Consider the following 20,970-nt stretch of genomic DNA (forward strand, 5'->3'; position numbering starts at 1 on the left):
AAAAAAAGAGCCTCAATTGAGGCTCTAAGTTTAGGTGTATTTATTGCTGAAAAGCAAATAGTTAAAAGGTCCAGCGGAATCCTGCGGTCAATGAGCGGCCAGCACGTGGGGCTCGATCCTTCAGGAATGAAGAGTGATCGCGGATTTCTTCATCAGCCAGATTTTGTCCGCGTAAAAACAGGAACAGCTCTGAGTCATCGAAAAAGACGTTATAACCGAGATCAAGATTGATCAAAGTATAACCATCGGTTGGCAATTCATCTTCTGCCAAATGGTCTTGGTCAAAGACTTTAGTTGCGGACAAATTACTGGTGAACATATCGTAATCAAGGCCGATTGAGCCGCCAAGGCGTTTGGCTGGAGTGCGTGGCAGATAAGGACCACTCTTGAGCTCAGCATTGGTATAGTCACCAAATAAACCAGTTTTCCAGACTGCGAGCCCATCACTGGCAAAAGTCCAGTTGATTTCAGCCTCAGCCCCTTCAAACACAGCATCGGCCTGACTGTAAACGAACACTGGGAATTCTTCATGTTCGTGCACTTCTCCCGGAGCCGGCTCGTGTTCCTGATGAGCGAGGTAGATGTAGTCGTCAATACGGTTATGGAATACCGAAACCGAAGCACTCACACCATCAGAATTGTAGCGAATACCAATGTCGATATTGTTGGCGGTTTCTTTACCCAGATTAGGATTACCCACTTCGATGCTGGCTGTTGCCAGATGCGGAACATAGGTTTCTTCGGTATTGCCTGCATTGGAATAGAGTTCTTCGACTGCAGCCAGTCTTTGGGCACGAGTGATGTTGATGGGCAAAGTCCAATGTTCATCGAGGTGCCACAGATTGCCGAAGGCGACACTGAAGGCATTATCATCTCGTTGGCCGAAAAGGTCGGTGGTAATGGTCTGTTTGTCATAACGTGCGCCAAGTTCGGTATGCCAGTGGCCTATTTCGTATTCCTCTAGCCAGAATAAACCAAGCTTTTCAGTGTTGGAGGCCGGAATATAGGCTTCATCACCGATGGTCACAAAATCGCTGTCCGAATATTGCAAACCAAAAGCACCCTGCCAGCCACTCCAGGAATCGTGAACAAGCTCTAATCGAGTTTCTTGGGCATCATTTAAGAAAGTTGTGCCAATTTCGGTACCTTCAATTTCCTGGTGCTTATAATCAGTGCTGGCAAATTGCAGATTTAAGCTTCTAAAACCGTCAAATGGATCATTCCAACGACCTTTCATATCCCAGCGCTGTTGGCGAAGATCTAAACGTATAGCTTCCTCGGCATGCACCTCTTCGGTTTCACCTTCGTCATGATGTTCGGCATGCCCTGGCAGTCCATAATTGCGCTCATAATCTGAATAAGACATGCCCCAATAGCCTGCATCCGAAATATAGGAGAAGCCAACACTACCGCCCCTGCTGTCGGTGTCACTATTTTCAAGGACACCTGACGCTTCTTCGTCATGTCCTGCTTCGCCTTCTGCTTCTTCAAGTTCGCGCAGGTAATAAGACTCGGCAAAACCAGGAATTTTCAGCTCATCAGTTTCTGATTTGAAAGCATCAATGTTAAAGGCCAGGCCACCGTTGGCGGTTGAAAAAGTGCCTACGGTACTGCGCTCACCTGTCGCAGAATCGCCGAGGCGAACTTCAACGCCACCTTCAATACCGTCCGGTAATTGAGTTGGGATACGGTTATCCACTACATTGACCGCACCGCCAACCGCACCGCCGCCATAAAGCAGAGTTGCTGGTCCTTTTAGAATTTCGACGCGTTTTGCAAGTAATGGCTCGGCTGCTATCCAGTGGTCGGGACTGGCGTTGGATGCATCCTGAGTCGAGCTATTATTGCTGAGTACGGTGACACGGTTGCCCTGTTGACCGCGAATAACTGGGCGGCCAGCACCCGCGCCAAAGCTGGATAGGTTGACACCAGGAACTTCGGCCAGAGTTTCGCCGATATTGCTGCCACGTTTCTGAGTCAGCTCATCACCGCTGATAATGACCGCCGGCGCAGCCATCTCAAGAACGGTATGCTCCAGGGGATTACCAGTGACAACAAGAGTTTGCACGTCATCATAATCGATGGTTACGGTAAGGCTTTCACCGGTATGCTGGATGGCTTTGTTGAAGTGGCCTTGTTTGCCACCTTTAATATCAAGAATATAGCGGCCAGTTTCCAGATCAGTAAACTCGAATCGACCATTTTCGTCGGTGGTGACTGACTGGTTGGTAGATGAGATAAAAATTTCAACATTGGAGACAGGGTTTCCTTCGTTATCCTGAAGGACGCCAGAAAGTGTTGAGTTGTCAGCAGCTTGGGCCTGTTGGCTTAATGCTGCGGATAGCAGTAATGCGATAGCAGAATATTTCATGCTTATGATTCCTCATGCAAATAGACCTTTGTCTATTCAGTTAATAAACAAATAAAAAACGAAAAAATTGAGAAATTAAGCTGAAACGGGAGGGGCACGGCCAAGGTAACCCGTTCGTGGAATGGATTGTACAACAGGTGTTGGCCAGGCTAAGGATTGCTCCGCAATCAGGGAAGGAGACGGCACGAAAAGTTGTGGCGAACTGCTGTGACTGTCTTTAAAAGTCTGATGGAGACAGATCGCACAATCGCTGGTCTCATGATCGGGAGCTTTAGCATGAGCAACACCTACCAGCGCCATGCCAAGCAGGGCGACAATCAGTAGTATGTGTTTAATGGATTTGCTCATGTGTTTTGACTCCTCTTACAGAGGGTATATATCCTAAAGACCTTATAACTTATAGGCAATACAAGAATAACCGATTAATGTTACAAATAGTGATCAAAAACAGGTAGCATTGAAGCATTAGGCCGTGCTCAGCATCCGTTTGTAACCAAGAAGAATGACCCTATGAGTGACAAGTTAACCGAGCAAATTCCAGAGTCCATTGCCGAGCGTCGGCTGGATAAAGTACCTCATTTTCCGAATCGTCATGAGCCGGTGGGGTTTATGTTGCGTCTGGTCAAAGCCTTACATACCTACGGCGTGCCCAGCTATGAACTGGAGCGCTTGCTGACCAACGTGGCAGAACAGCTGGGTTATGGCTTGCAATGTATTGCCGTCCCCACCAGCATTACCATGACCTTTATGCTGGAAGAAGATAAGCCGCAGACTTATGTGATCCGCTCCAATGCAGGAGAGGTGGACGTCGATAAATTGAGCCGAACCATGGAAGTGGCCTATGCGGTGATCAATGATGACATGACTACCGAAGAAGGCGCCAACCAGCTCAACGAAATCACCAAGTCCCGGCCGCTGCATAATCGTTACTGGACCATTATCTGTTTTATGTTGGTGTCAGCTTCGATTGCCAGGATTTTCAATGGAGGTTTGTTGGAAGTCATTACAGGAGCAGCGATTGGTCTGTCGGTGGGCTTGCTGGTCAATATTGGTGGCACTCGTTCGGAAACGGTTGCTAATTTGATGCCGGCACTATGTGCCTTTATGGCTTCTGTTATTTCTGTGGGTTTTAATAAGTGGCTGGGGCTGGGTTCGACTTATATTCCCATCGTCGCCGGCATTATTATTTTAGTGCCTGGCATGATGCTGACGATTGCCATGGCCGAACTGGCAACCCAGAACCTGGTGTCAGGCACGGCTCGGTTATTAGGCGCTGGCGTTATTTTCATCCAGATGACCTTTGGCGTAGCGATTGGAAGTCAGCTCGGTCAATACCTTTTCCCAACGGATGTGACCACTGCGTTGGAGGTGCTACCGACCTGGACCATCTGGATTGCCATTCTGGCCACTTCGTTTTCATTTGTGGTTCTGTTCCAGACCCGCTGGACTCACTTTCCGTGGATCATTGCTGCGGTCTGTGTCGCCTACTTTGTGTCGCGCTGGGGGGTAAAATTGATGGATCCGGCCAGTGGCGCCTTTGTTGGCGCATTGTCAGTCGGACTGTTTGCCAACCTCGCCTATCGTATTAAACAGGTGCCAACGGCAACCATTATGATGCCTGGCTTCATTATTCTGGTTCCCGGCAGTATTGGCTTTAAAAGCCTGACTGCACTGTTGGAGCACGACATCATTGGCGGTTTGGATACGGCCTTTAATATGATTATTATTGGTATATCATTAGTAACGGGCCTGCTGATTTCATCGATTGCTACTTTGCCAAAACCAAAAACAAAAGCAAAACTGGGTAAGCCCTTGAGTTAATTGGCTGGCCATAAGATCTATTCGGCGTATTGATATAAGGTTTGGGGGAGTAAAATGATCAAGCGATTGCAATGTTTGATACTGGTATTGCTACTGACGGGCTGTGAGTCTGTTGACGCAGATTACCGGGTCAAGTTCGTACAGGATGGTGATAGTATGATTGTCTGTTGCGAACGGAATAACAGCTTTACCATTCGACTGAAGGATATTGATGCACCAGAGCGTGAACAGCCCTTTGCCAAGAAATCGCGGGAATTTATGCAGGAGCTGGTGATGAATAAACCGATCAGGTTGATCGGTGATAAGCGTGATCAGTATGGACGCATGCTGGTGGATCTGGTGGTTGATGGTCAGTCGGTCAATGAGCTTATGGTCAGCGAAGGCATGGCCTGGCGCTGGCGCTACAGCAAAAGCAAGAAACTGAAAGAGTTGGAAGAGTCGGCTAGAGAAGCCAGAAAAGGGTTGTGGGCCTTGCCAGAGAGTCAGCGTGTCGAACCCTGGGAATGGCGTAAACAGCAAAAGAGGAAAGACTAATGGAAAGGGAAATAGTCAATAAAGTAGCCATAGTTGGCGGGACTCATGGTAATGAGTACACCGGAATTTACCTGCTGGAAAAGTATCATGAATATCCTCATTTGTTGCAGCCGAAAACTTTTGAGGTGGAATATCTGCTGGCCAATCCTGAAGCTTTTAAGCAAAACCGCCGCTATCTGGATCGGGATCTAAACCGCAGTTTTAGATTGGCGGATATTAAAGATCCGCTGTTGGTCGGTTATGAAAATGCACGGGCAAAGGAAATTAATGATCAGGTCGGCCCAAAAGGCGATGCCCGTGTGGATATGATTATTGATCTACATACCTCAACCGCCCCGATGGGCGTGAATCTGGTGCTGACTAAAACCGACACCTTTCATCTGATGCTGGTCGATTATGTGCAGCAGCGCATGGATGATGTCACCGTGACTCTGGAGCAACAGGAAGACCATCATTTCTTGATGACCGTTGCTGATAGACATGTATTAGTTGAAGTCGGCCCTGTGCCACAAGGTCAGCTCAAACATGAAGTGTTTGAAAAAACAGAACAGGCGGTGCAGTTAATTGCAGAATTTATCGAACACTATAATCAGCACAGTCTACCTCAGCCTTCGGAATCGATAGATATCTATGAATACTTTGGAGTCATGTACCTGCCGACCGATCCGCTGGGTAATATTTGTGGCATGGTGCATAAAAATATTCAGGACCGCGACTTTCAGACATTGCAATCGGGTGAACCTATCTTTCATTTGTTTAATGGGGAAGATGAGTGCTATGAAGGGGAAAACTGCACCATCAGTTTCATTAATGAAGCCGCTTATTATGATGAAAAGAAAGCCTTTTCAATGTCGAAAAGGCGTACCTTTCACATTGGATAGTTCATCCTAACTTTGATCAGATGCAACCTGATTCATGTCATTAAGAATTTGCCTGCCTCGACTTAGTGCCTTGGCACCAGCACGGTAACTGCGGCTGGCATTGAGTTCATCTGCTCGCTTAAAATAGGCATTGGCCAGTGTATTCTGCAAATCCTGAGACAATGCAAAGTCACTGGGTAACGTCGTTACCAGAGCAAACACTTCTTCATCGACCTGCTCAAGTTCACGAGTATTAGAAGCCTCTTCGATTTTGGCCTTAAGTTTATTAATCGGCTGTTGATAGAAAACTGTGGCCGCTTTTGTCGGAAATGGCGTATCTGGCTGCTCAATAACCTGTTTGTTGTACTGGTCAATCTGTTTGGCTGCAAACAGAAATGCTTCGCTTTGCTGTTTTAGTGCCCGATACTCCTGGTTATCCACAAAAATCACATCACCTACTTGCTGGTAGCGGTTAAGCTCAGCCACATTGTGCTCGGCTAGTGCCTGCTTAATGCCCGTCAAAAAGAGTGATTGAGATTGTTCCGAAATTTTAGGAGTATGCTCAGGAGCGATAGTGAGCAGGGTCTGTTGTAATGAATATACGTCATCGCCAGTGTCACGTTTTTTGTAATCCTGCTGTTCCAGTAACTGGTTAAACTTTTGCTCTAGTGTCGAAACCAGCTGATTCTGTGCATCCAGTACCTGTTGCTTAAAGCTGGAAAGCTGCTGGGAGTCCTTGAGAAACTGCTCTGCCTCAGCAAGGGTTTGCAGGGCGTTTGGATAGTCAGCATAGCCAGTATCGGTAGGGCGTAGAAATTGTTCTGACTGAGCTGAAAAGTGTTGAACGATATCATCATTCAAAATGTTGAGCAGCGAAGTTCGATGAAGGTCTGGCAATTGGTTAATGCTCTCAAGGGTTGCCTCAAGATCGGTTTCAGCCAGCGCCAGCAGTTGTTGGTATTGGGCTTCCTGCTGCTGGTAATGAGCTAATTGTGCCTGAGTCTCAGTTATGATCTGACTGGAGCTTTGCCACAGAGTGATCGCCACCACAGAAAGAATTAAAACCGATGCGGCAAGAGCTACCGGCTTGAACAGTGTGCGCGTTAAGTCCTGATAAAACTGCTGTACAGATTCGGTGCGCTGATGGTGTTCCAGTTGCAAGCCTTTTACCAGGCCTTTCCAGTTAAACAAAGCTAGCTTGGACACTTTATCAGGATTCATTTTTTCAGCAAAAGCCTTGTTCGCCGGCTTGCGTGCATAAGGATGCTTGCTGGTAAACATTTCATAGGTGATGCAGGCCAGACCGTAAATATCATCTTTAACATCATGGGGTTGCTGATTCAGCATGTTGAGGCTGGCATAGGCAGGAGTATAGCCGCCAACTTCATATTCGGGTTCATTGGAGTGTAGCTGGACTGCGTATTCATCCACTTTCTGCTTGAGGCCGCGAGAGACCCCGAAATCGAAAATCTTTACCCTTTGCTGCTGAGTGATGAAAATATTGCTGGGCTTGAGATCGCTGTGCAAAATGCCCTGCTGATGAGCAAACTCAAGCGCCGAAGTGATTTGCTTGAGAATGTTAAGAACGCCATTTTGGGGAAGACCATTGGGTTTGCTGCGTTTAATGATTTGATCGAGCGTTTCGCCTTGCAGATACTCCATGACGATGTAACAGAGGGAGTCATCCAGCACAAAATCATGAATCTGAACAATGTTTGGGTGAGCCAGCAGACGCGTTTTCTTGGCTTCGCGTTGCATGATGGTGACTGCATCCGGGTGAGTGGAAAACTCGGAACTCAGTATTTTTACCGCAACATAAGGTTCACTATCGCCAGCTTTCTCGGCAAAAGTATCAATGGCTTTATAGACATAGCTCATGCCGCCGGTACCGATCAGCTCAACCAGTCGGTAGCGATCACTGAGCAGATCCCCCAGTTTGGGCTGGTCAACAACGGAATCGTTACTGGTATTGGTGCTAAAGTCCTGTACTACCGTTTTGTCGTTGTCTTCGGCTAGCGACTCGCTGCTTGGCCCTTCGTTTGGGCTGGTTTCTGGTGAATGGCTGTCAGCCTGATTCTGCTCTTTGTGCTGGTCGTCCTGTGAGTGTTCCATGCAAATCTAACTCTGATCCAATCAATTTCAAGCGCGCTAATCTACCCCATTTGGAAGCAGGTTTCAATTCTTTAATATATCTGAGAAGTATTTATCAAATATTCCAAAAGTAGTTTAATTTATCTACAAAATCCACTATCATCGGCTCCTGATTTTTCATTCCTGCCCTGCAAAGGCGGTACAACAAGCTCGCTCGGGCAGAAAAACTAGTTATAACTTATTGTTATATATGGAATATTAATTTGGCTTAAGTAAGGCATTGATACCCTGCGCTGAATCAAGGGCGCGCAGTCAGGGTGCATCAGGAAGTCACAAGGGATAAGAACAAAGGTCATTGAGGATGAAGCAATTAACACTACGTATAACCAGTTTTCACCGTTTAGCACCTGATCAGGTTGCGACAAAAACTTTCGACCGCATTGGTGGTGTCATTGGCCGCTCGGCAGATGCTGACTGGGTATTGCCGGATCCGGAGAAAATCGTATCGAGCACCCATGCCGTCATCAGTTTTGAAGCGGGCAGCTATTCAATCACTGACTATTCTACCAATGGACTTTTCATCAATCGAGGAGTTGAGCCATTAGGTAAAGGTCAGACTCGGATGTTACAGGATGGAGATTATTTGCAGGTTGGTGAATATGAAATCGAAGTCACCTTAGAGGATAACCAGGTAACCGGTCATGACTCGTCGCTGAGTCGTGATCAGCAGCCAGTGGCATCACCTGTTGGGAGTTCAAGCCCGCTGGAACCAGAGCCTGTATACACCGGAGCAGCTGGTTTTGAGCATCAGCAGATGACGAACCCGCTTAATGAAAGTTACAGCGCACCCAGCCTGAAGCAAGCTCAACCGGAAGTAGTTCCGTCTGAAGTTAGTGCTGCTACAGCCCAAGCCGCGGCTCAGCAAATTCCAGATGATTGGGATCCCGGCCTGGTCAGTATACAAAGCAAGGGACAGCAGTCAGCTGAAGTACAAAACCAGCAACAGCAAGTAGTGGAACATTCGCAGGTGAGTCAGCAAACGACAACACAGCTGGCAGCGAATGCTGATACTGCGCAAGCGGTGCAGCCGCATTTACAAACTCAACCTCAATCTCAATCCCAGTCTCAAGTTCAGGCACAACCTCAACCACAGACTCAGCCTCAAGCACAGGCGGGATTAACGAATAGCCAGCCGATTACTGCTGGTGCTGGTGCAGAAGTTTGCTTGAATGAATTGCTAAAAGGACTTGGGCTAAGTGCCGAAGAAATTCAGTTGAATAATCAACCTGAATTTTATCATCGGTTAGGTGCGGCCTTACGACTGTCGTTACAGGGCATGCTCGATATTTTACGCGCCAGAGCGAGCATGAAAAGTGAATTCAGAGTTATGCAAACTACCATTCGTACTCAGGAAAATAACCCTTTGAAGTTTTCGATCAATGTGGATGAGGCGATCAGAAATTTATTTGCGCGAAGGATTCCTGGGTTTTTAAGTTGGGATCAGGCCATTCAGGAGTGCTTTAAAGATATGAGCAGTCACGAGCTGGCATTGATGGCTGGAACGGAAGGAGCCGTGAATGCAGTGTTATCGCAGCTTAACCCGGATCACTTTGTCAGCGATGAACAGCAGAGTAACAGTATTGAAAAATGGATTCCGGTAGCTAAAAAAGCAAAGAGCTGGGACAAGTACAAAGAACAATACAAGAAAGTAAATGAGGAACTTGGCCAGGGTTCTGGAAAACGGTTTTCTGAAGAATTTGCCGAGGCTTATGAAGCTCAATTAACCGCATTAGGTGTGCGATAGGGGATACGAATGAAACAATTAACGATCATTAAAAGATTATTGGTAGCAACCATATTACTGGTCAATGTCAGTGCTTGCGCTTTACTGAAAGGGAATAAGGGTGAGGAAGTTGATTTGATCATTAGTGTTGCTGAGCAGGTCAATCAGGATGAATTAGGGCGCTCATCGCCAATTGTACTTCGTCTGTATGAGCTGAAAAAAGAAGTGGCTGTAGAAGGTATGGATTTTTTCAGTATTTATGACCAAACCGAACCGGATTTCAAGACCGCTGTATCCAGCATGAAAGAATTCCAGGTCAATCCGGGTCAAAAGCTGGAACAGTTGCTGGTTACTGACGCGACCACCAAATATTTGATGCTGGTAGCGGCTTTTAAAGATATTGATAACAGCCAGTGGAAAGTTGTGCATAACATCGAGCAGTCGGATGAGTTAGCGCTGTTTATTGAAGGTAAAGCAATCGTCAAGCAATAGGGATATTGAATGAGCAACAAGGTTGTCTGGTCACAAGGTTTATTCCTGACGCCAGAACATTTTCAGCAGCAGGATCGATATAACGATTATCAGATTAAAAGGCTGACTCAGGCGCTGACACCACATGGCTTTGGCTTTAGTCAGTTAAAGTTAAATCAAGAGGGTCTGTTGCAGGGAAAAATTGGGATCAAAACAGCCAGCGGTATTTTGCAGGATGGCACCTATTTCAGCATGCCAGAAACGCACAGGCTTCCCGCCATGCTGGATCTGTCGGAAGTGGACGGAATTAATGACAAGCGGATCATGCTGGCTATTGCAGAAAATACCGATCACTCAAAGCAGGTAGCGCAGGAATTTGCCAGTCAATCCAGCAAACGTTATCGCAAGGAGCTGAAGCAGGTAAGCAGCATTAATGAAGGGGAAGATAGTGATGCCACTCTAGAAATTGCAGAGGAAAACTTTTGCTTAATTGTTGAGGGGAAAAGTCAGCAAGGCTATGAGTGTTTACCGATAGCTCGAATCAAAGAACAAAAACAGGATGGCAGCATTGAGTTGGAGGAAGATTTTGTACCCGTTGTTTTAAATATTCAGGCCAGTGAGGTATTACGCAGTAGACAGCTTAGCCTGATCAGCTTGCTTGAACATAGAAGAGAAAAGTTGGCAGCAAAGGTTCTGGGTGTTGATAACAGCACCACCAGTAGCATTCATAACTACCTGATCCTGCAATTGCTGAATAAAAACCTGGCCAGATTACATCAGTTGATGGAGCAGGAGCAGGTGATGCCCTATGAAGTCTATATGGAACTGGTCAATCTGGAAGCTGAGCTGGCAACCTTCTATGGGCAGGGCCGAAAGCCAGCAAAGCAGCTGCCCTATACGCATAAAAATGTCGATCAATGCTTTAGTCGTGTAGAGATCACGATTAAACAATATCTAAGTCATGTGCTGGATGAAAGTGCCCATGAAATCAACCTCGAAGAAAAAGGCTACGGTATCAAAGTTGCAAATATTGATCAGGTTGAGCTGTTTAAGCAGGCCAGCTTTGTGCTGGCAGCGAGAGCTGAAATGGCTACTCGTGAATTAAAAGAGCAGTTACCACGGCAAATAAAAATAGGCAGCCTGAGCAATATCAGACAATTGGTAAACGCACAGCTCCCAGGTATTAACTTGTCAGAATTATCAGTAGCACCGCGTGAAGTTCCGGTAAAAAAAGAATATAGCTATTTTGCCATTGATCAGCGTTCGCCACTGTGGGCAGAAAATACCAATTCAAGAAGTATTGCTTTTCACGTATCGGGAGATTTCCCGGGGCTGGATGTGGAGCTTTGGGCAATTAAAAATGAAGCATAACCATAGATAACAAGGGATTAACAAAAGAGAAAGATGAAAAATATGGATAGAACAATTCTGGTACCAAGGCCGGGAGGGATACAGCGACCAATCGACAGTAATGAGCAGACACTGGAGCCAGATTTAAACCGTGGACACAAGATTCCGTTAGCTGCTTTCAAGATTGGGGTAAATCCAATTATCGATGCCGCCACAACCTTACTCAGTCTTGCCATAGAGTTAAAGCAGGCGACCCAGATCAGTAACATCAATATGCTGCACAAACAGTGTATGGCACACATAAAAGAATTTGAGCAGCAGCTACGTCAGGATGAAACTGATGCAGACACCATTGCTGAAGTGCGTTATGCGATCTGTTCCTTGCTGGATGAAATTGTCTTGAATGCCCCCTGGGGCGCAAACAGTATCTGGAGTACTAAAAGTCTGCTCAGTGTGTTCTATAAGCAAACCTGGGGTGGAGAACAATTTTTTAAGATTATCGATGAGAGAGTCAAGAATCCGCTTAACAACCAATATCTACTAGAGTTGCTCTTCTTGTGTTTACAACTGGGGTTTAAAGGCAAGTATCGGGTGCAGGAGAATGGATTTGAAAGGCTGGAAGTGGAAAAAGAAAGGTTGTTTGCTGTTCTGAAGAAAGTACAACCGGAACATAGCAAGGAGCTGTCACCCCATTGGCGTTCAAATGTTACAGATCTGATAGAGAATCAGCGACGAATTCCACTGTGGGCGGTTGCTGTTTTGAGTGTGGCTATTCTACTTGGGGTTTATCTAAATTACAGCTATCAGCTAAGTCGACAGGCTGAGCCAGTGTACAACAACATTGCCGGATTGGTCCCTGACGCACCTGTGAATCAGGAGACAAGTAAAACCGTCATCAATTATGCGGAGCGGTTAAGACAGCTGTTAAATACGGAAATAGAGCGTGGGGTATTGCAGGTAGTGGAAGATCTGGATCATGTGGCAATCATTATGACCAGTAATCAGATGTATTCCTCTGCGAGCGCGCAACTGAATGAAAACAGTATCGCCATCATTGAAAAAATTGGTCAGATTGCGACCAGCACACCTGGCCACATTCAGGTAGTCGGACATAGTGATGATCAAAAAATATTCACGGCTAAATACCATTCTAACTGGGAACTGTCATTAGCAAGAGCAAACTCGGTGGTACGTATTTTAAGTCAGAACCAAAATCTGGCTGGTCGAGTAAGTGCAGAAGGTCGTGGTGCTGCGGAACCCAGAGTGCCAAACGATAGCGATCAGAACAGAGCACTGAACCGACGTGTGGAAATTTTGTTATGGGTCAAAAATGGATTGGATGAACAGGCAACAATGGAAGTGAGCGAGCGTTAGTATGGCTGGAATAATAAAAAAGTTTGGTAGGGTAATAACCCACAAAATGACATTGATAAGTCTTGTGATCCTCGCTGTTATAGCCGTAGTCTGGTTCGGTGGTCCATTAATCAGTATTGGTGGTTATGAGGTATTGAGCAGCGTAGCGGCAAGACTTAGTCTGTTGCTGATAATTGCCTGTGTCTGGCTGACAGTCAAAATGTGGAGGTTACAGCAGGCGGGCCGAAAAAATAAAAAACTAATGCAGCACATTTCAAAAGAGGATCAGGAACAGCTGGATATAGAGGAGTCTTCCGGTGATGAAATTGCAGTGCTAGAGAATAGAATGTCAGATGCATTGCAGTATCTGAAAAAAAGTGATTTTAAAGGCAAGAACCTCTATCAACTACCCTGGTACCTACTAATTGGTCCTCCTGGAGCCGGGAAAACGACTAGCATCATTAATTCTGGATTGAACCTGCCACTGGCAGACGAGTTTGGCGCTAGTCCGATTAAAGGAGTTGGCGGTACGCGCAACTGTGACTGGTGGTTCACCGATGATGCAATATTGCTGGACACAGCTGGACGTTATACCACGCAGGATAGTTATCAGGAAGTTGACTCCAGAGCATGGCATGGTTTTTTAAATCTGCTGAAAAAAACTCGACCTATGCGACCTGTTAATGGTGCCATAGTCACCATCAGCATTGCTGAGTTACTACAGCAATCTCAGTCAGAGTTAAACGAGTTGGCCGGAACCATCCGTAAAAGAGTTCAGGAATTGAAGATGCAGCTGGGGATTAATATCCCAGTATACCTGGTGTTAAGTAAGGGTGACTTGTTGGCTGGGTTTAATGAACTGTTTGAGGATATTTCTCGTGAGGAACGGGAAGAGGTATTAGGTTTAACCTTTGAAGTAGGAGAAGATTTTTCCCACCATAAAGCGGTTGATAAATTTAATAAATATTTTGTAGAGCTGATACAAAATATTGAACGAAAGTTATTAAAGAAACTGCAGCAGGAAAAAAGCGAACAAAGACGAGCACTAATCTATAGCTTCCCGCGTCAGTTACGTCTGGCCCAGAAAAATATTGATGACTTTATCAAGATTGCCTTTAGTCAAAATCGCTACGAAGAGCCAATTCTGTTAAGAGGTGTTTATCTAACCAGTGCGACACAAGAAGGTACGCCGATCAACCGCATCGGGCGAGATATTTCAAACACCTTTGGCTTCAAACCGGAAAGAGTCAGTACCTGTAACGGGGAAGGTAAAGGTTATTTTATCAAACGTTTATTGAAAGATGTCATCTTCAAAGAAGATAAGCTGGTAGGCGTTAATATTGCCTATCAGAAACGTCAGCGCCTGATCCAACGAATTGGCTACGGGGTGGCGGGATTTTGTCTGGTCACCTTCAGTTATCTATGGTCATACAGTTATGCGAATAACAAGCAGTTAATCACTAGCACTTCATCCCTGGTCACAGAATATAACCTGGCAAGCAGCGGTGGTATTACCGACAAATCGAACCTGTTGGAATTGAATGGTGGCCTGAATGTGTTAAAAAAATTCACCAACCAGATTATCGAAAATAAAAATGCATTAAGCGAAGGCTTTGGGTTATATCAGGGTGATAAATTTAGTGGTGTTACCCAGCAAGTTTATAACAAAGGTTTGGCCAATTACTTTGGACCTTATCTGAAAAGCAGCCTGGAAAAGGAAATGCTTCAGGCTAAGCAACATAATGACTATTTGTATGAGCTACTACGAATTTACCTGATGTTCTATCTGCCTCAGCATAAAGAAGAAAAGGATATCGCGTCTTTATTTGAGCATTTATGGCGTCGGGATTATCCTGGTGAGATCAATGAGGAGTTGCGCAATGATCTAAGAGCTCATTTAGGCTACTTCCTGAGCGAGCAGATGAGCTTGCCTGAGCAGGATCGCAAGCTGGTTAACTTTGCACAGGAAAAGTTAAGCCAGGTGTCGTTAGTTGACCGTGTTTACAACAGCATTCTCGATAACTACCTCAATGCAATGCCGGAGTTTAAGCCAAGCGATTATTTGTCGCAGCAGGTGGAAAATTACTTCTATAGAAAAAGTGGTAAATCATTGCGTGAAGGCGTGCCGGGTCTGTATACGCAGGCTGGCTATCATGCTGTCTTCAAGCGTGAGAGCAAAAAAATCAGTGAGATTCTTTCAAAAGACTCCTGGGTGTTACCGACGGATAATGCCGGCAGTCTGGATAAACTGTCGATACTTGATATCCAGGATCAGGTGCGTGAGAAGTATTTCAATGATTACATCTTTTACTGGAAAGAATTGATCAATGATCTGGCGGTAAGAGAGTTCTCAACACCGGAAGAAGGCGCTTTGATGCTACAGGAGCTGACCGGTGTCAAGGCCCCGATTGAACGGTTGTACTCGGCAGTGCGTGATAACGTCATGCTGGCCCGTCCCAAAGATAAAGGCATCAACATGGATGCGGCAAAAGACATAGCTGAAACCGCGGCTCCCTCCCGTGTCGCCAATAATGCCAACCGATTTGAGCGATTGATCCCTGATAGTGCTGATATTGATGCAGCACCAGAGCAGGTCGTGAATGATGCATTTTACGACATTATTCAGTATGTAGGAGAGCCAAACGGTAACAGCCCTTTAAAGCAGAGCCTGGGCGCACTTAAAAATATGCAGGTGTTTCTTGAGTCAATCAGTAACGCCAATAATGCTGAAGAAAAAACCTACGAAGTAACCAGTAGTCCACAGGCTGCCAGCATTATCAGTGAGCTGGAGAAAGAAGCCAGCGTGACACCTCAACCAATGAGCGAATGGTTGGGCAAGGTTGAGAACAGCGGTAAAACGCTAACCAATACGGGAACCTATTCTTACCTCAATAACTTATGGAAAACAGAGGTGCTATCAGAATGTCGACGCGCGATTGAAGGAAGATACCCGGTCAATAAGCGCAGCAGAAAAGACATTACTCTGGATGATTTCAGAAGCTTCTTCTCCTATGGCGGAACCATTGATCGCTTCTTTAACCAACATCTAAGTGTATTTGTTGACACCTCGCGTGGCCGCTGGCGACTGCATAAAGATATTGGTATCAGTAATTACACCTTAAGACAGCTGGAAAAAGCAAAAGCCATCAGAGAAAGCTTTTTTGTCAGAAATGGGACGGATATTGCGGTGAACTTTACCTTAAAGCCATCCAGTCTTAGCGTTAACGCGGGACAGGTACTGGTTGATATTGAAGGCCAGATTTTGTCTTACCGCCATGGTCCATTACGCGCCTATCCCACCCGCTGGCCAGGACCTAAACCGCAGGTTGCAACTTCGATTGCTTTTACCCCAACTGATGGTGGACAAACTGAAACCGTAAGGACTACCGGTTTCTGGAGTTTGTTCCGACTGCTGGATAGAGCAAAACTAAAAAAAACACTGGCATACGATAAGTTTTTGTTGGAGTTCAAGCATGGCGAATTTGATGCAAGCTTCGAACTACAGGCGCATAGTGTTAACAACCCATTCTTTGGTTCAGATTTGGAGGGGTTCAACTGCCCGACAGATTTATGATGAATAAGAATGTGGCTCGATTCGGATGTTTCGGAAAAATGAGAAGTTGTGGTGATTTTGTTAGTCGCCACATTCCTTATTCGATTCAGGATCGATTTGATCAGTGGTTAGAAGAAGGCCTTGCCGAGACTCGAGAAAGGTTCAAGCAGCAGTGGCTTGACTACTACCTTACCAGCCCTATCTGGCGTTTTATAATAAAAGATTCCCTATCTGATGCAACGCTGTTTGGCAGCATGATGCCAAGTCTGGATAAAGTTGGTCGTTATTATCCACTGGTGATCATTAGCACACTTGAAAAAGGGGCCTTATTGGATATGGCGCAGTGTGAGGCTATTGAAGAGCTGATGCTTGATACGCTGACCAACTCACTGGAGATTAATGAATTGGATGAGCGGCTACAGACTTTAAGTCAAAGCTCCTTTGCCGGCGGAAAAGTTTCAGTCGCAGATCTGGTTGAGAACAGCGGGAAAGAACTAGAGCAGCGAGCTCAGGAGATTGCCAATAGACTCTGTTCAGACTTTTTCAGTTATGAAGATGAAATTATCTCCCCGGATGTTTTCTATCATGAAACTGAGGCTGACCGGGACTATACCAGTATCTGGTGGACAAAAGGTTCTGAGCACATGGGGCCAACTATTCTGCTGTGCCATGACCTACCTCCAATTTGTGGAATTCATGCAACCCTGGATGGCAATTGGCAAGCCTCGGGGTGGCGGTCATTTGATGACAAACAAAGTCAATTAATAACTGAAGATGCAAAATTATCAATGGAAGAGTGCTGTGATTGAAGCTGAGCAGGATAAAACAACAATTGATTACCGTTGGCTATCGGCAGCAACAACGCATGTTGGTGCTGTACGAGAAGTAAATGAAGATAATCAGATAGAAAAGCCTGAGATTGGATTATGGGTCGTTGCCGATGGTATGGGGGGACATAGTGCCGGTGATGTTGCCAGCGGTATGGTTGTCGATGAACTTTCCACTGTAAGAAGAACCGGCAACAACGAAGAATTTATCGAGCGCGTGATAGAAGTCTTAAGTATTACCAATCAGAAATTAAGACAGCTGGCGTTCCAGAAATTTGACAAGCAGGCGGTAATGGGCACTACCGTTGTGGTTTTAATCATTCATGAAAACCGCTTCACCATATTGTGGGCAGGGGATAGCCGCGTCTATCGATATCGAAACCACACATTACAACAGTTAACCCGTGATCATAGTCAGGTAAACGATATGCTTGATTCAGGTTTGCTGGCAGAAGATGAGGTGGAAGATCACCCTTTGGCGAATGTCATTACGCGAGCGATAGGAGCTTCTCAAACACTGAACCTGGATCGAATTGACGGTGAAATTCAGCATGGTGATATTTTTATGCTGTGCAGTGATGGACTAAATAAGGAACTTTCTGATCAGGAAATTTCAGCCTTTTTCAGTTCTGGAGATGTGGATGAAATCAATAAAGCACTCATTCATTCCGCTTTAGTGCGTGGAGCGCAGGATAACATCACCGCAATTTCTGTGCGGGTGGAAGGGACTGTGGCAAATGATCAAACCATACCTGCGCTAAGTGGGCAAACTGGCGAAGAGAGTACCATCAATGGATATTGAAGCTTACATCGAACCGATTAGTGAGGAACAACCTTGTGGTCGTGATCTGCGCAATGATACCAGTGTTGAATCGATTTATTACAAGTTAAGAGATGCCCGTAATTCTGCGCGTAAAGCAGAAAGAATTGCCGTAGCAGATGTTGATGAAGCTGGAGCCGTTGATGGAAACTGGTATCAGCTTAAAGAGTTGTCTTTAGATGCTTTAAAGAATGAAACCAAAGATCTTGAGGTAGTAGCCTGGTTTATTGAGGCTACTACACGTATTGACGGCATCAAAGGTTTTATTCGTGGCTATCAACTGGCAAGCGAATTAATCTGTCGATTCTGGGACGATGGAATTTATCCGGCTATAGATGAGGATGGCATCGAAACCCGGGTTTCTCCCTTGTCAGGTCTCAATGGCTTTGATGGCGCTGGAACCCTGATAACGCCCATTAAATCAGTGCTACTGACCCAAAATGATGACTACCTGCCGGCGTGTGTCTGGCAGTATGAGCAGGCCATACTGCTGGAGCGATTGGATGCGGAGAAAAAACAGAGCCGTATCGATAATGGCGCTATCCCTCTGGAGTCGATTAAAAAATCCGTAGTGCTAACTCCTGATAGTTTCTACCAGGAACTGGTCAGTGATCTGCAGACTGCACTTGAAACCTATGAAGCATTTACTCAAGAATTTGATCGCGTCTGTGAGTCATTGCCCCAACCTACTTCTAATATCAGAAATGCACTAAGAGAGTGCTTGCAGGCTGTTGAATACTTGGCTAAAGACAAGCTGGCAGTAACTGAAGACACTGTTAGTCAGAAGCACGATGAAAGCGGCGCAGAAACAGCAAGTTATCAGATAGAAGGGATTAATCGACGCGAACAGGCAGTAAATACTTTGCGTCAGGTAGCCGAATATTTCCGAAAAACCGAACCTCACTCACCTATTTCCTATCTGTTGGAACAGAGTATTCGTTGGAGCGATTTATCGCTTCCAGAACTGTTGCAGCAATTAATTCCAGAAGAAGGTGCGCGTGAGCAATATTTTAAACTAACAGGGATCGATGTGGGTAGTAACCAGTAAATTTGAACCCTAAAGCTAAAGGAGAACCACATGGCGAGTATACATGACCGTTTGAAAAAAGTGCGTAAACCACGAGTCCATATTACCTATGATGTCGAAACTGACGGTGCAGTACTGGAAAAAGAACTGCCTTTTGTTGTTGGTGTGATGGGTGACTTTAGTGCTGACTCAACCAAGCCAGTGAAGCCGCTAAAAGAGCGTCGCTTTATCCAAATTGATAAAGACAATATCAATGAGGTGATGCGCAATATGGCCCCGGGTCTTAATATCAAAGTGGAAAACACTTTACAGAATGATGGTTCAGAGATGGCCGTCGATCTGAAGTTTGATTCGATGGATGATTTTGAGCCTGCAGCAATCGTTGAGCAGGTAGAACCGTTGAAAAAGTTGATGGACACGCGTAACAAGCTACGTGACCTGATGACTAAAATTGATCGCTCAGAAGAGCTTGAAGGTTTAATGGAAAAGGTATTGCAAAACAGCGATGACCTTAATGCTCTGGCCGAAGCACTTGGGCAAATTGAAGACAAGGGAGGTAATGAATAATGACTGAAATGGAAAAAATTTCCTCCAGGGAACAGATAGTCGAACAGAGCCAGGACATACTAAGCCAGGCGATCGCAGCGACCAAACAAACTGAAGCCAGTCGTGCTGAAGAGTTGTTAAGAGCTTTAACTTCAGAAGCGATGAAGGGGACTGTCACCTGGAACAAAAACCTGACGGTAACTTTCAAAGAAGCTATCGATAAGATTGATGAAGCGCTGTCAGCACAGTTATCAAAAATTATGCACAATGAGCGTTTCCAGAAGCTGGAAGGCTCATGGCGTGGTTTGCAGTATTTGGTGCAAAATACTGATACTTCAGTGTCCATGAAGCTAAAAGTCATTAACCTGCCAAAGCGCGAATTATTTAAAGATTTAAGTAAAGCGGTAGAGTTTGATCAAAGCCAGCTGTTCAAGAAAATTTATGAGAGTGAGTTCGGTACTGCTGGTGGTGAGCCGTTTGGTGCCTTGATTGGTGATTATGAATTTACTAATCACCCAGAAGATATAGAGACATTGGAGCTGACTTCGAATGTGGCTGCTGCAGCATTTGCTCCTTTCATCTCGGCCTCATCACCTGAGATGTTCGGCTTTAATGATTGGACAGAATTATCAAAACCGCGCGATCTTGAGAAAATTTTTGACTCACTGGAATATGCCCGCTGGCGTGGCTTCCGTGACTCGGAAGACTCACGTTTTGTAACCCTTACTGCACCACGTGTGCTGGCACGACTTCCGTATGGTGAACAAACCCGCCCGATTGAAGAGTTTGCCTTCGAAGAATTGCCAGTTGATAGTGACACTAAAGTAGCCAACAGCGTGGATAATAAAGATTATTGCTGGATGAATGCATCTTATGTTCTGGGCAGCAAGTTGACTCAGGCATTCACCGAGCATGGCTGGTGTACCGCCATTCGCGGTGCGGAAGGTGGCGGTAAAGTCACTTCATTGCCCATGCACAACTTCCTGAGTGATGATGGTGATATGGATATGCAATGTCCGACGGAAGTTGGTATTACTGACCGTCGTGAAGCTGAACTAAGCAAACTGGGCTTCTTGCCATTGTGCCATTATAAGAATACAGACTATGCGGTGTTCTTTGGCTCCAATACCACTCAGCGACCAAAGCGCTATGATAGCCCTGATGCAACTGCCAACGCCGATATTTCATCACGTTTGCCTTATATCATGGCGACTTCTCGTTTTGCTCATTACTTAAAAGTATTGGCCCGCGACAAGATCGGTTCTTTCATGGAGCCGGAAGATTGTGAGGCATGGTTAAACCGCTGGATCCTGAACTATGTCAATGCTGATGAGGCGGCTGGTCAGGAATCTCGTGCCAAATACCCATTGGCTGAGGCTAAGGTGGAAGTAGAAGAAGTGCCAGGCAGTCCTGGTGTTTATCATGCCAAAGCCTGGTTAAAGCCATGGCTACAGCTGGAAGAGTTGAGCACGTCATTGCGTTTGGTAGCCAAAATTCCAGAAAGTAAGTAATGATACTGAACAGGGCCGCAATTGCGGCCTTTGTTTTTTCCTTAATAGTTAA

Annotated in this window: 16 protein-coding genes; 13 read left to right on the forward strand and 3 right to left on the reverse strand. The window is 45.6% G+C overall.

What is annotated here, in order from left to right:
* Positions 1–61: 61 nt before the first annotated feature.
* Both HUJ19_RS04240 and HUJ19_RS04245 read right to left on the reverse strand, forming a co-directional pair.
* Positions 62–2,371: a TonB-dependent receptor gene (locus HUJ19_RS04240; protein WP_290622444.1), complete on the reverse strand. Its 2,310-nt coding sequence runs from the start codon at positions 2,369–2,371 to the stop codon at positions 62–64.
* 75 nt (positions 2,372–2,446) lie between these two features.
* Positions 2,447–2,719: a hypothetical protein gene (locus HUJ19_RS04245; RefSeq protein WP_290622445.1), complete on the reverse strand. Its 273-nt coding sequence runs from the start codon at positions 2,717–2,719 to the stop codon at positions 2,447–2,449.
* 162 nt (positions 2,720–2,881) lie between these two features.
* Between HUJ19_RS04245 and HUJ19_RS04250 the strand changes: the two genes are divergently transcribed.
* The 3 genes from HUJ19_RS04250 to HUJ19_RS04260 are packed head-to-tail and all read left to right on the forward strand — an operon-like array spanning position 2,882 to position 5,607.
* A complete protein-coding gene (locus HUJ19_RS04250; protein WP_290622446.1) occupies positions 2,882–4,192 on the forward strand; it encodes a threonine/serine exporter family protein in 1,311 nt (436 codons plus the stop codon).
* Between the two features lie 54 nt (positions 4,193–4,246).
* Complete coding sequence (locus HUJ19_RS04255; RefSeq protein ID WP_290622447.1) at positions 4,247–4,726, forward strand: thermonuclease family protein; 480 nt, start codon at positions 4,247–4,249, stop codon at positions 4,724–4,726.
* Positions 4,726–5,607, forward strand: a complete 882-nt coding sequence (locus tag HUJ19_RS04260) for an aspartoacylase (protein WP_290622448.1) — start codon at positions 4,726–4,728, stop codon at positions 5,605–5,607. The genes HUJ19_RS04255 and HUJ19_RS04260 overlap by 1 nt, the downstream gene beginning before the upstream one ends.
* A gap of 6 nt (positions 5,608–5,613) precedes the next feature.
* Here HUJ19_RS04260 and HUJ19_RS04265 read toward each other — a convergent pair whose 3' ends face one another.
* Entirely contained in the window at positions 5,614–7,698 is a 2,085-nt protein-coding gene (locus HUJ19_RS04265) for a serine/threonine-protein kinase (protein WP_290622449.1), read from the reverse strand.
* Between the two features lie 340 nt (positions 7,699–8,038).
* Here HUJ19_RS04265 and tagH point away from each other — a divergent pair, with 340 nt between their 5' ends.
* From tagH to tssC, 10 genes are read left to right on the forward strand one after another with little or no spacing between them, the layout of a single operon-like run.
* Positions 8,039–9,481: a type VI secretion system-associated FHA domain protein TagH gene (tagH, locus tag HUJ19_RS04270; protein ID WP_290622450.1), complete on the forward strand. Its 1,443-nt coding sequence runs from the start codon at positions 8,039–8,041 to the stop codon at positions 9,479–9,481.
* A 9-nt stretch (positions 9,482–9,490) separates the two neighbouring features.
* On the forward strand, positions 9,491–9,952 hold the full coding sequence (gene tssJ, locus HUJ19_RS04275; RefSeq protein WP_290622451.1) for a type VI secretion system lipoprotein TssJ: 462 nt from the start codon (positions 9,491–9,493) through the stop codon (positions 9,950–9,952).
* A gap of 9 nt (positions 9,953–9,961) precedes the next feature.
* The gene (gene tssK, locus HUJ19_RS04280; protein ID WP_290622453.1) at positions 9,962–11,302 is read left to right on the forward strand and encodes a type VI secretion system baseplate subunit TssK; all 1,341 of its coding nucleotides are present in this window, start codon (positions 9,962–9,964) and stop codon (positions 11,300–11,302) included.
* A gap of 42 nt (positions 11,303–11,344) precedes the next feature.
* Positions 11,345–12,655 carry a type IVB secretion system protein IcmH/DotU gene (gene icmH / locus HUJ19_RS04285; RefSeq protein WP_290622454.1) on the forward strand — a complete coding sequence of 437 codons (1,311 nt, stop codon included), beginning with the start codon at positions 11,345–11,347 and terminating at the stop codon, positions 12,653–12,655.
* Between the two features lie 46 nt (positions 12,656–12,701).
* Positions 12,702–16,208, forward strand: coding sequence for a type VI secretion system membrane subunit TssM (tssM, locus tag HUJ19_RS04290; protein ID WP_290622455.1), 3,507 nt, complete (start codon positions 12,702–12,704; stop codon positions 16,206–16,208).
* Positions 16,205–16,996, forward strand: a complete 792-nt coding sequence (gene tagF / locus HUJ19_RS04295; protein WP_290622457.1) for a type VI secretion system-associated protein TagF — start codon at positions 16,205–16,207, stop codon at positions 16,994–16,996. The genes tssM and tagF overlap by 4 nt, the downstream gene beginning before the upstream one ends.
* Positions 16,962–17,816: a protein phosphatase 2C domain-containing protein gene (locus HUJ19_RS04300; RefSeq protein ID WP_290622458.1), complete on the forward strand. Its 855-nt coding sequence runs from the start codon at positions 16,962–16,964 to the stop codon at positions 17,814–17,816. Before tagF ends, HUJ19_RS04300 begins: the two co-directional genes overlap by 35 nt.
* Positions 17,806–18,882, forward strand: coding sequence for a type VI secretion system protein TssA (tssA, locus tag HUJ19_RS04305; RefSeq protein ID WP_290622460.1), 1,077 nt, complete (start codon positions 17,806–17,808; stop codon positions 18,880–18,882). Before HUJ19_RS04300 ends, tssA begins: the two co-directional genes overlap by 11 nt.
* Before the next feature lie 30 nt (positions 18,883–18,912).
* Positions 18,913–19,428 carry a type VI secretion system contractile sheath small subunit gene (gene tssB, locus HUJ19_RS04310; RefSeq protein ID WP_290622461.1) on the forward strand — a complete coding sequence of 172 codons (516 nt, stop codon included), beginning with the start codon at positions 18,913–18,915 and terminating at the stop codon, positions 19,426–19,428.
* A gap of 8 nt (positions 19,429–19,436) precedes the next feature.
* Positions 19,437–20,918 (forward strand): type VI secretion system contractile sheath large subunit, encoded by a 1,482-nt coding sequence (gene tssC, locus HUJ19_RS04315; RefSeq protein ID WP_367273967.1) that lies wholly within the window; start codon positions 19,437–19,439, stop codon positions 20,916–20,918.
* Positions 20,919–20,970 lie beyond the last annotated feature (52 nt).

The organism is Kangiella sp. (assembly GCF_014762745.1).
Classification (GTDB): Bacteria; Pseudomonadota; Gammaproteobacteria; order Enterobacterales; family Kangiellaceae; genus Kangiella.

Bases quoted from the DNA above. Each gene is read 5' to 3' on its own strand.
- HUJ19_RS04265 (WP_290622449.1), bottom strand. From the start codon at position 7,698: ATGGAACACTCACAGGACGACCAGCACAAAGAGCAGAATCAGGCTGAC.
- tssB (WP_290622461.1), top strand. From the start codon at position 18,913: ATGGCGAGTATACATGACCGTTTGAAAAAAGTGCGTAAACCACGAGTC.
- tagF (WP_290622457.1), top strand. From the start codon at position 16,205: ATGATGAATAAGAATGTGGCTCGATTCGGATGTTTCGGAAAAATGAGA.
- tssC (WP_367273967.1), top strand. From the start codon at position 19,437: ATGGAAAAAATTTCCTCCAGGGAACAGATAGTCGAACAGAGCCAGGAC.
- tssM (WP_290622455.1), top strand. From the start codon at position 12,702: ATGACATTGATAAGTCTTGTGATCCTCGCTGTTATAGCCGTAGTCTGG.
- HUJ19_RS04260 (WP_290622448.1), top strand. From the start codon at position 4,726: ATGGAAAGGGAAATAGTCAATAAAGTAGCCATAGTTGGCGGGACTCAT.
- HUJ19_RS04300 (WP_290622458.1), top strand. From the start codon at position 16,962: ATGCAAAATTATCAATGGAAGAGTGCTGTGATTGAAGCTGAGCAGGAT.
- tagH (WP_290622450.1), top strand. From the start codon at position 8,039: ATGAAGCAATTAACACTACGTATAACCAGTTTTCACCGTTTAGCACCT.
- HUJ19_RS04240 (WP_290622444.1), bottom strand. From the start codon at position 2,371: ATGAAATATTCTGCTATCGCATTACTGCTATCCGCAGCATTAAGCCAA.
- icmH (WP_290622454.1), top strand. From the start codon at position 11,345: ATGGATAGAACAATTCTGGTACCAAGGCCGGGAGGGATACAGCGACCA.
- HUJ19_RS04250 (WP_290622446.1), top strand. From the start codon at position 2,882: ATGAGTGACAAGTTAACCGAGCAAATTCCAGAGTCCATTGCCGAGCGT.
- tssA (WP_290622460.1), top strand. From the start codon at position 17,806: ATGGATATTGAAGCTTACATCGAACCGATTAGTGAGGAACAACCTTGT.
- tssK (WP_290622453.1), top strand. From the start codon at position 9,962: ATGAGCAACAAGGTTGTCTGGTCACAAGGTTTATTCCTGACGCCAGAA.
- HUJ19_RS04245 (WP_290622445.1), bottom strand. From the start codon at position 2,719: ATGAGCAAATCCATTAAACACATACTACTGATTGTCGCCCTGCTTGGC.
- HUJ19_RS04255 (WP_290622447.1), top strand. From the start codon at position 4,247: ATGATCAAGCGATTGCAATGTTTGATACTGGTATTGCTACTGACGGGC.
- tssJ (WP_290622451.1), top strand. From the start codon at position 9,491: ATGAAACAATTAACGATCATTAAAAGATTATTGGTAGCAACCATATTA.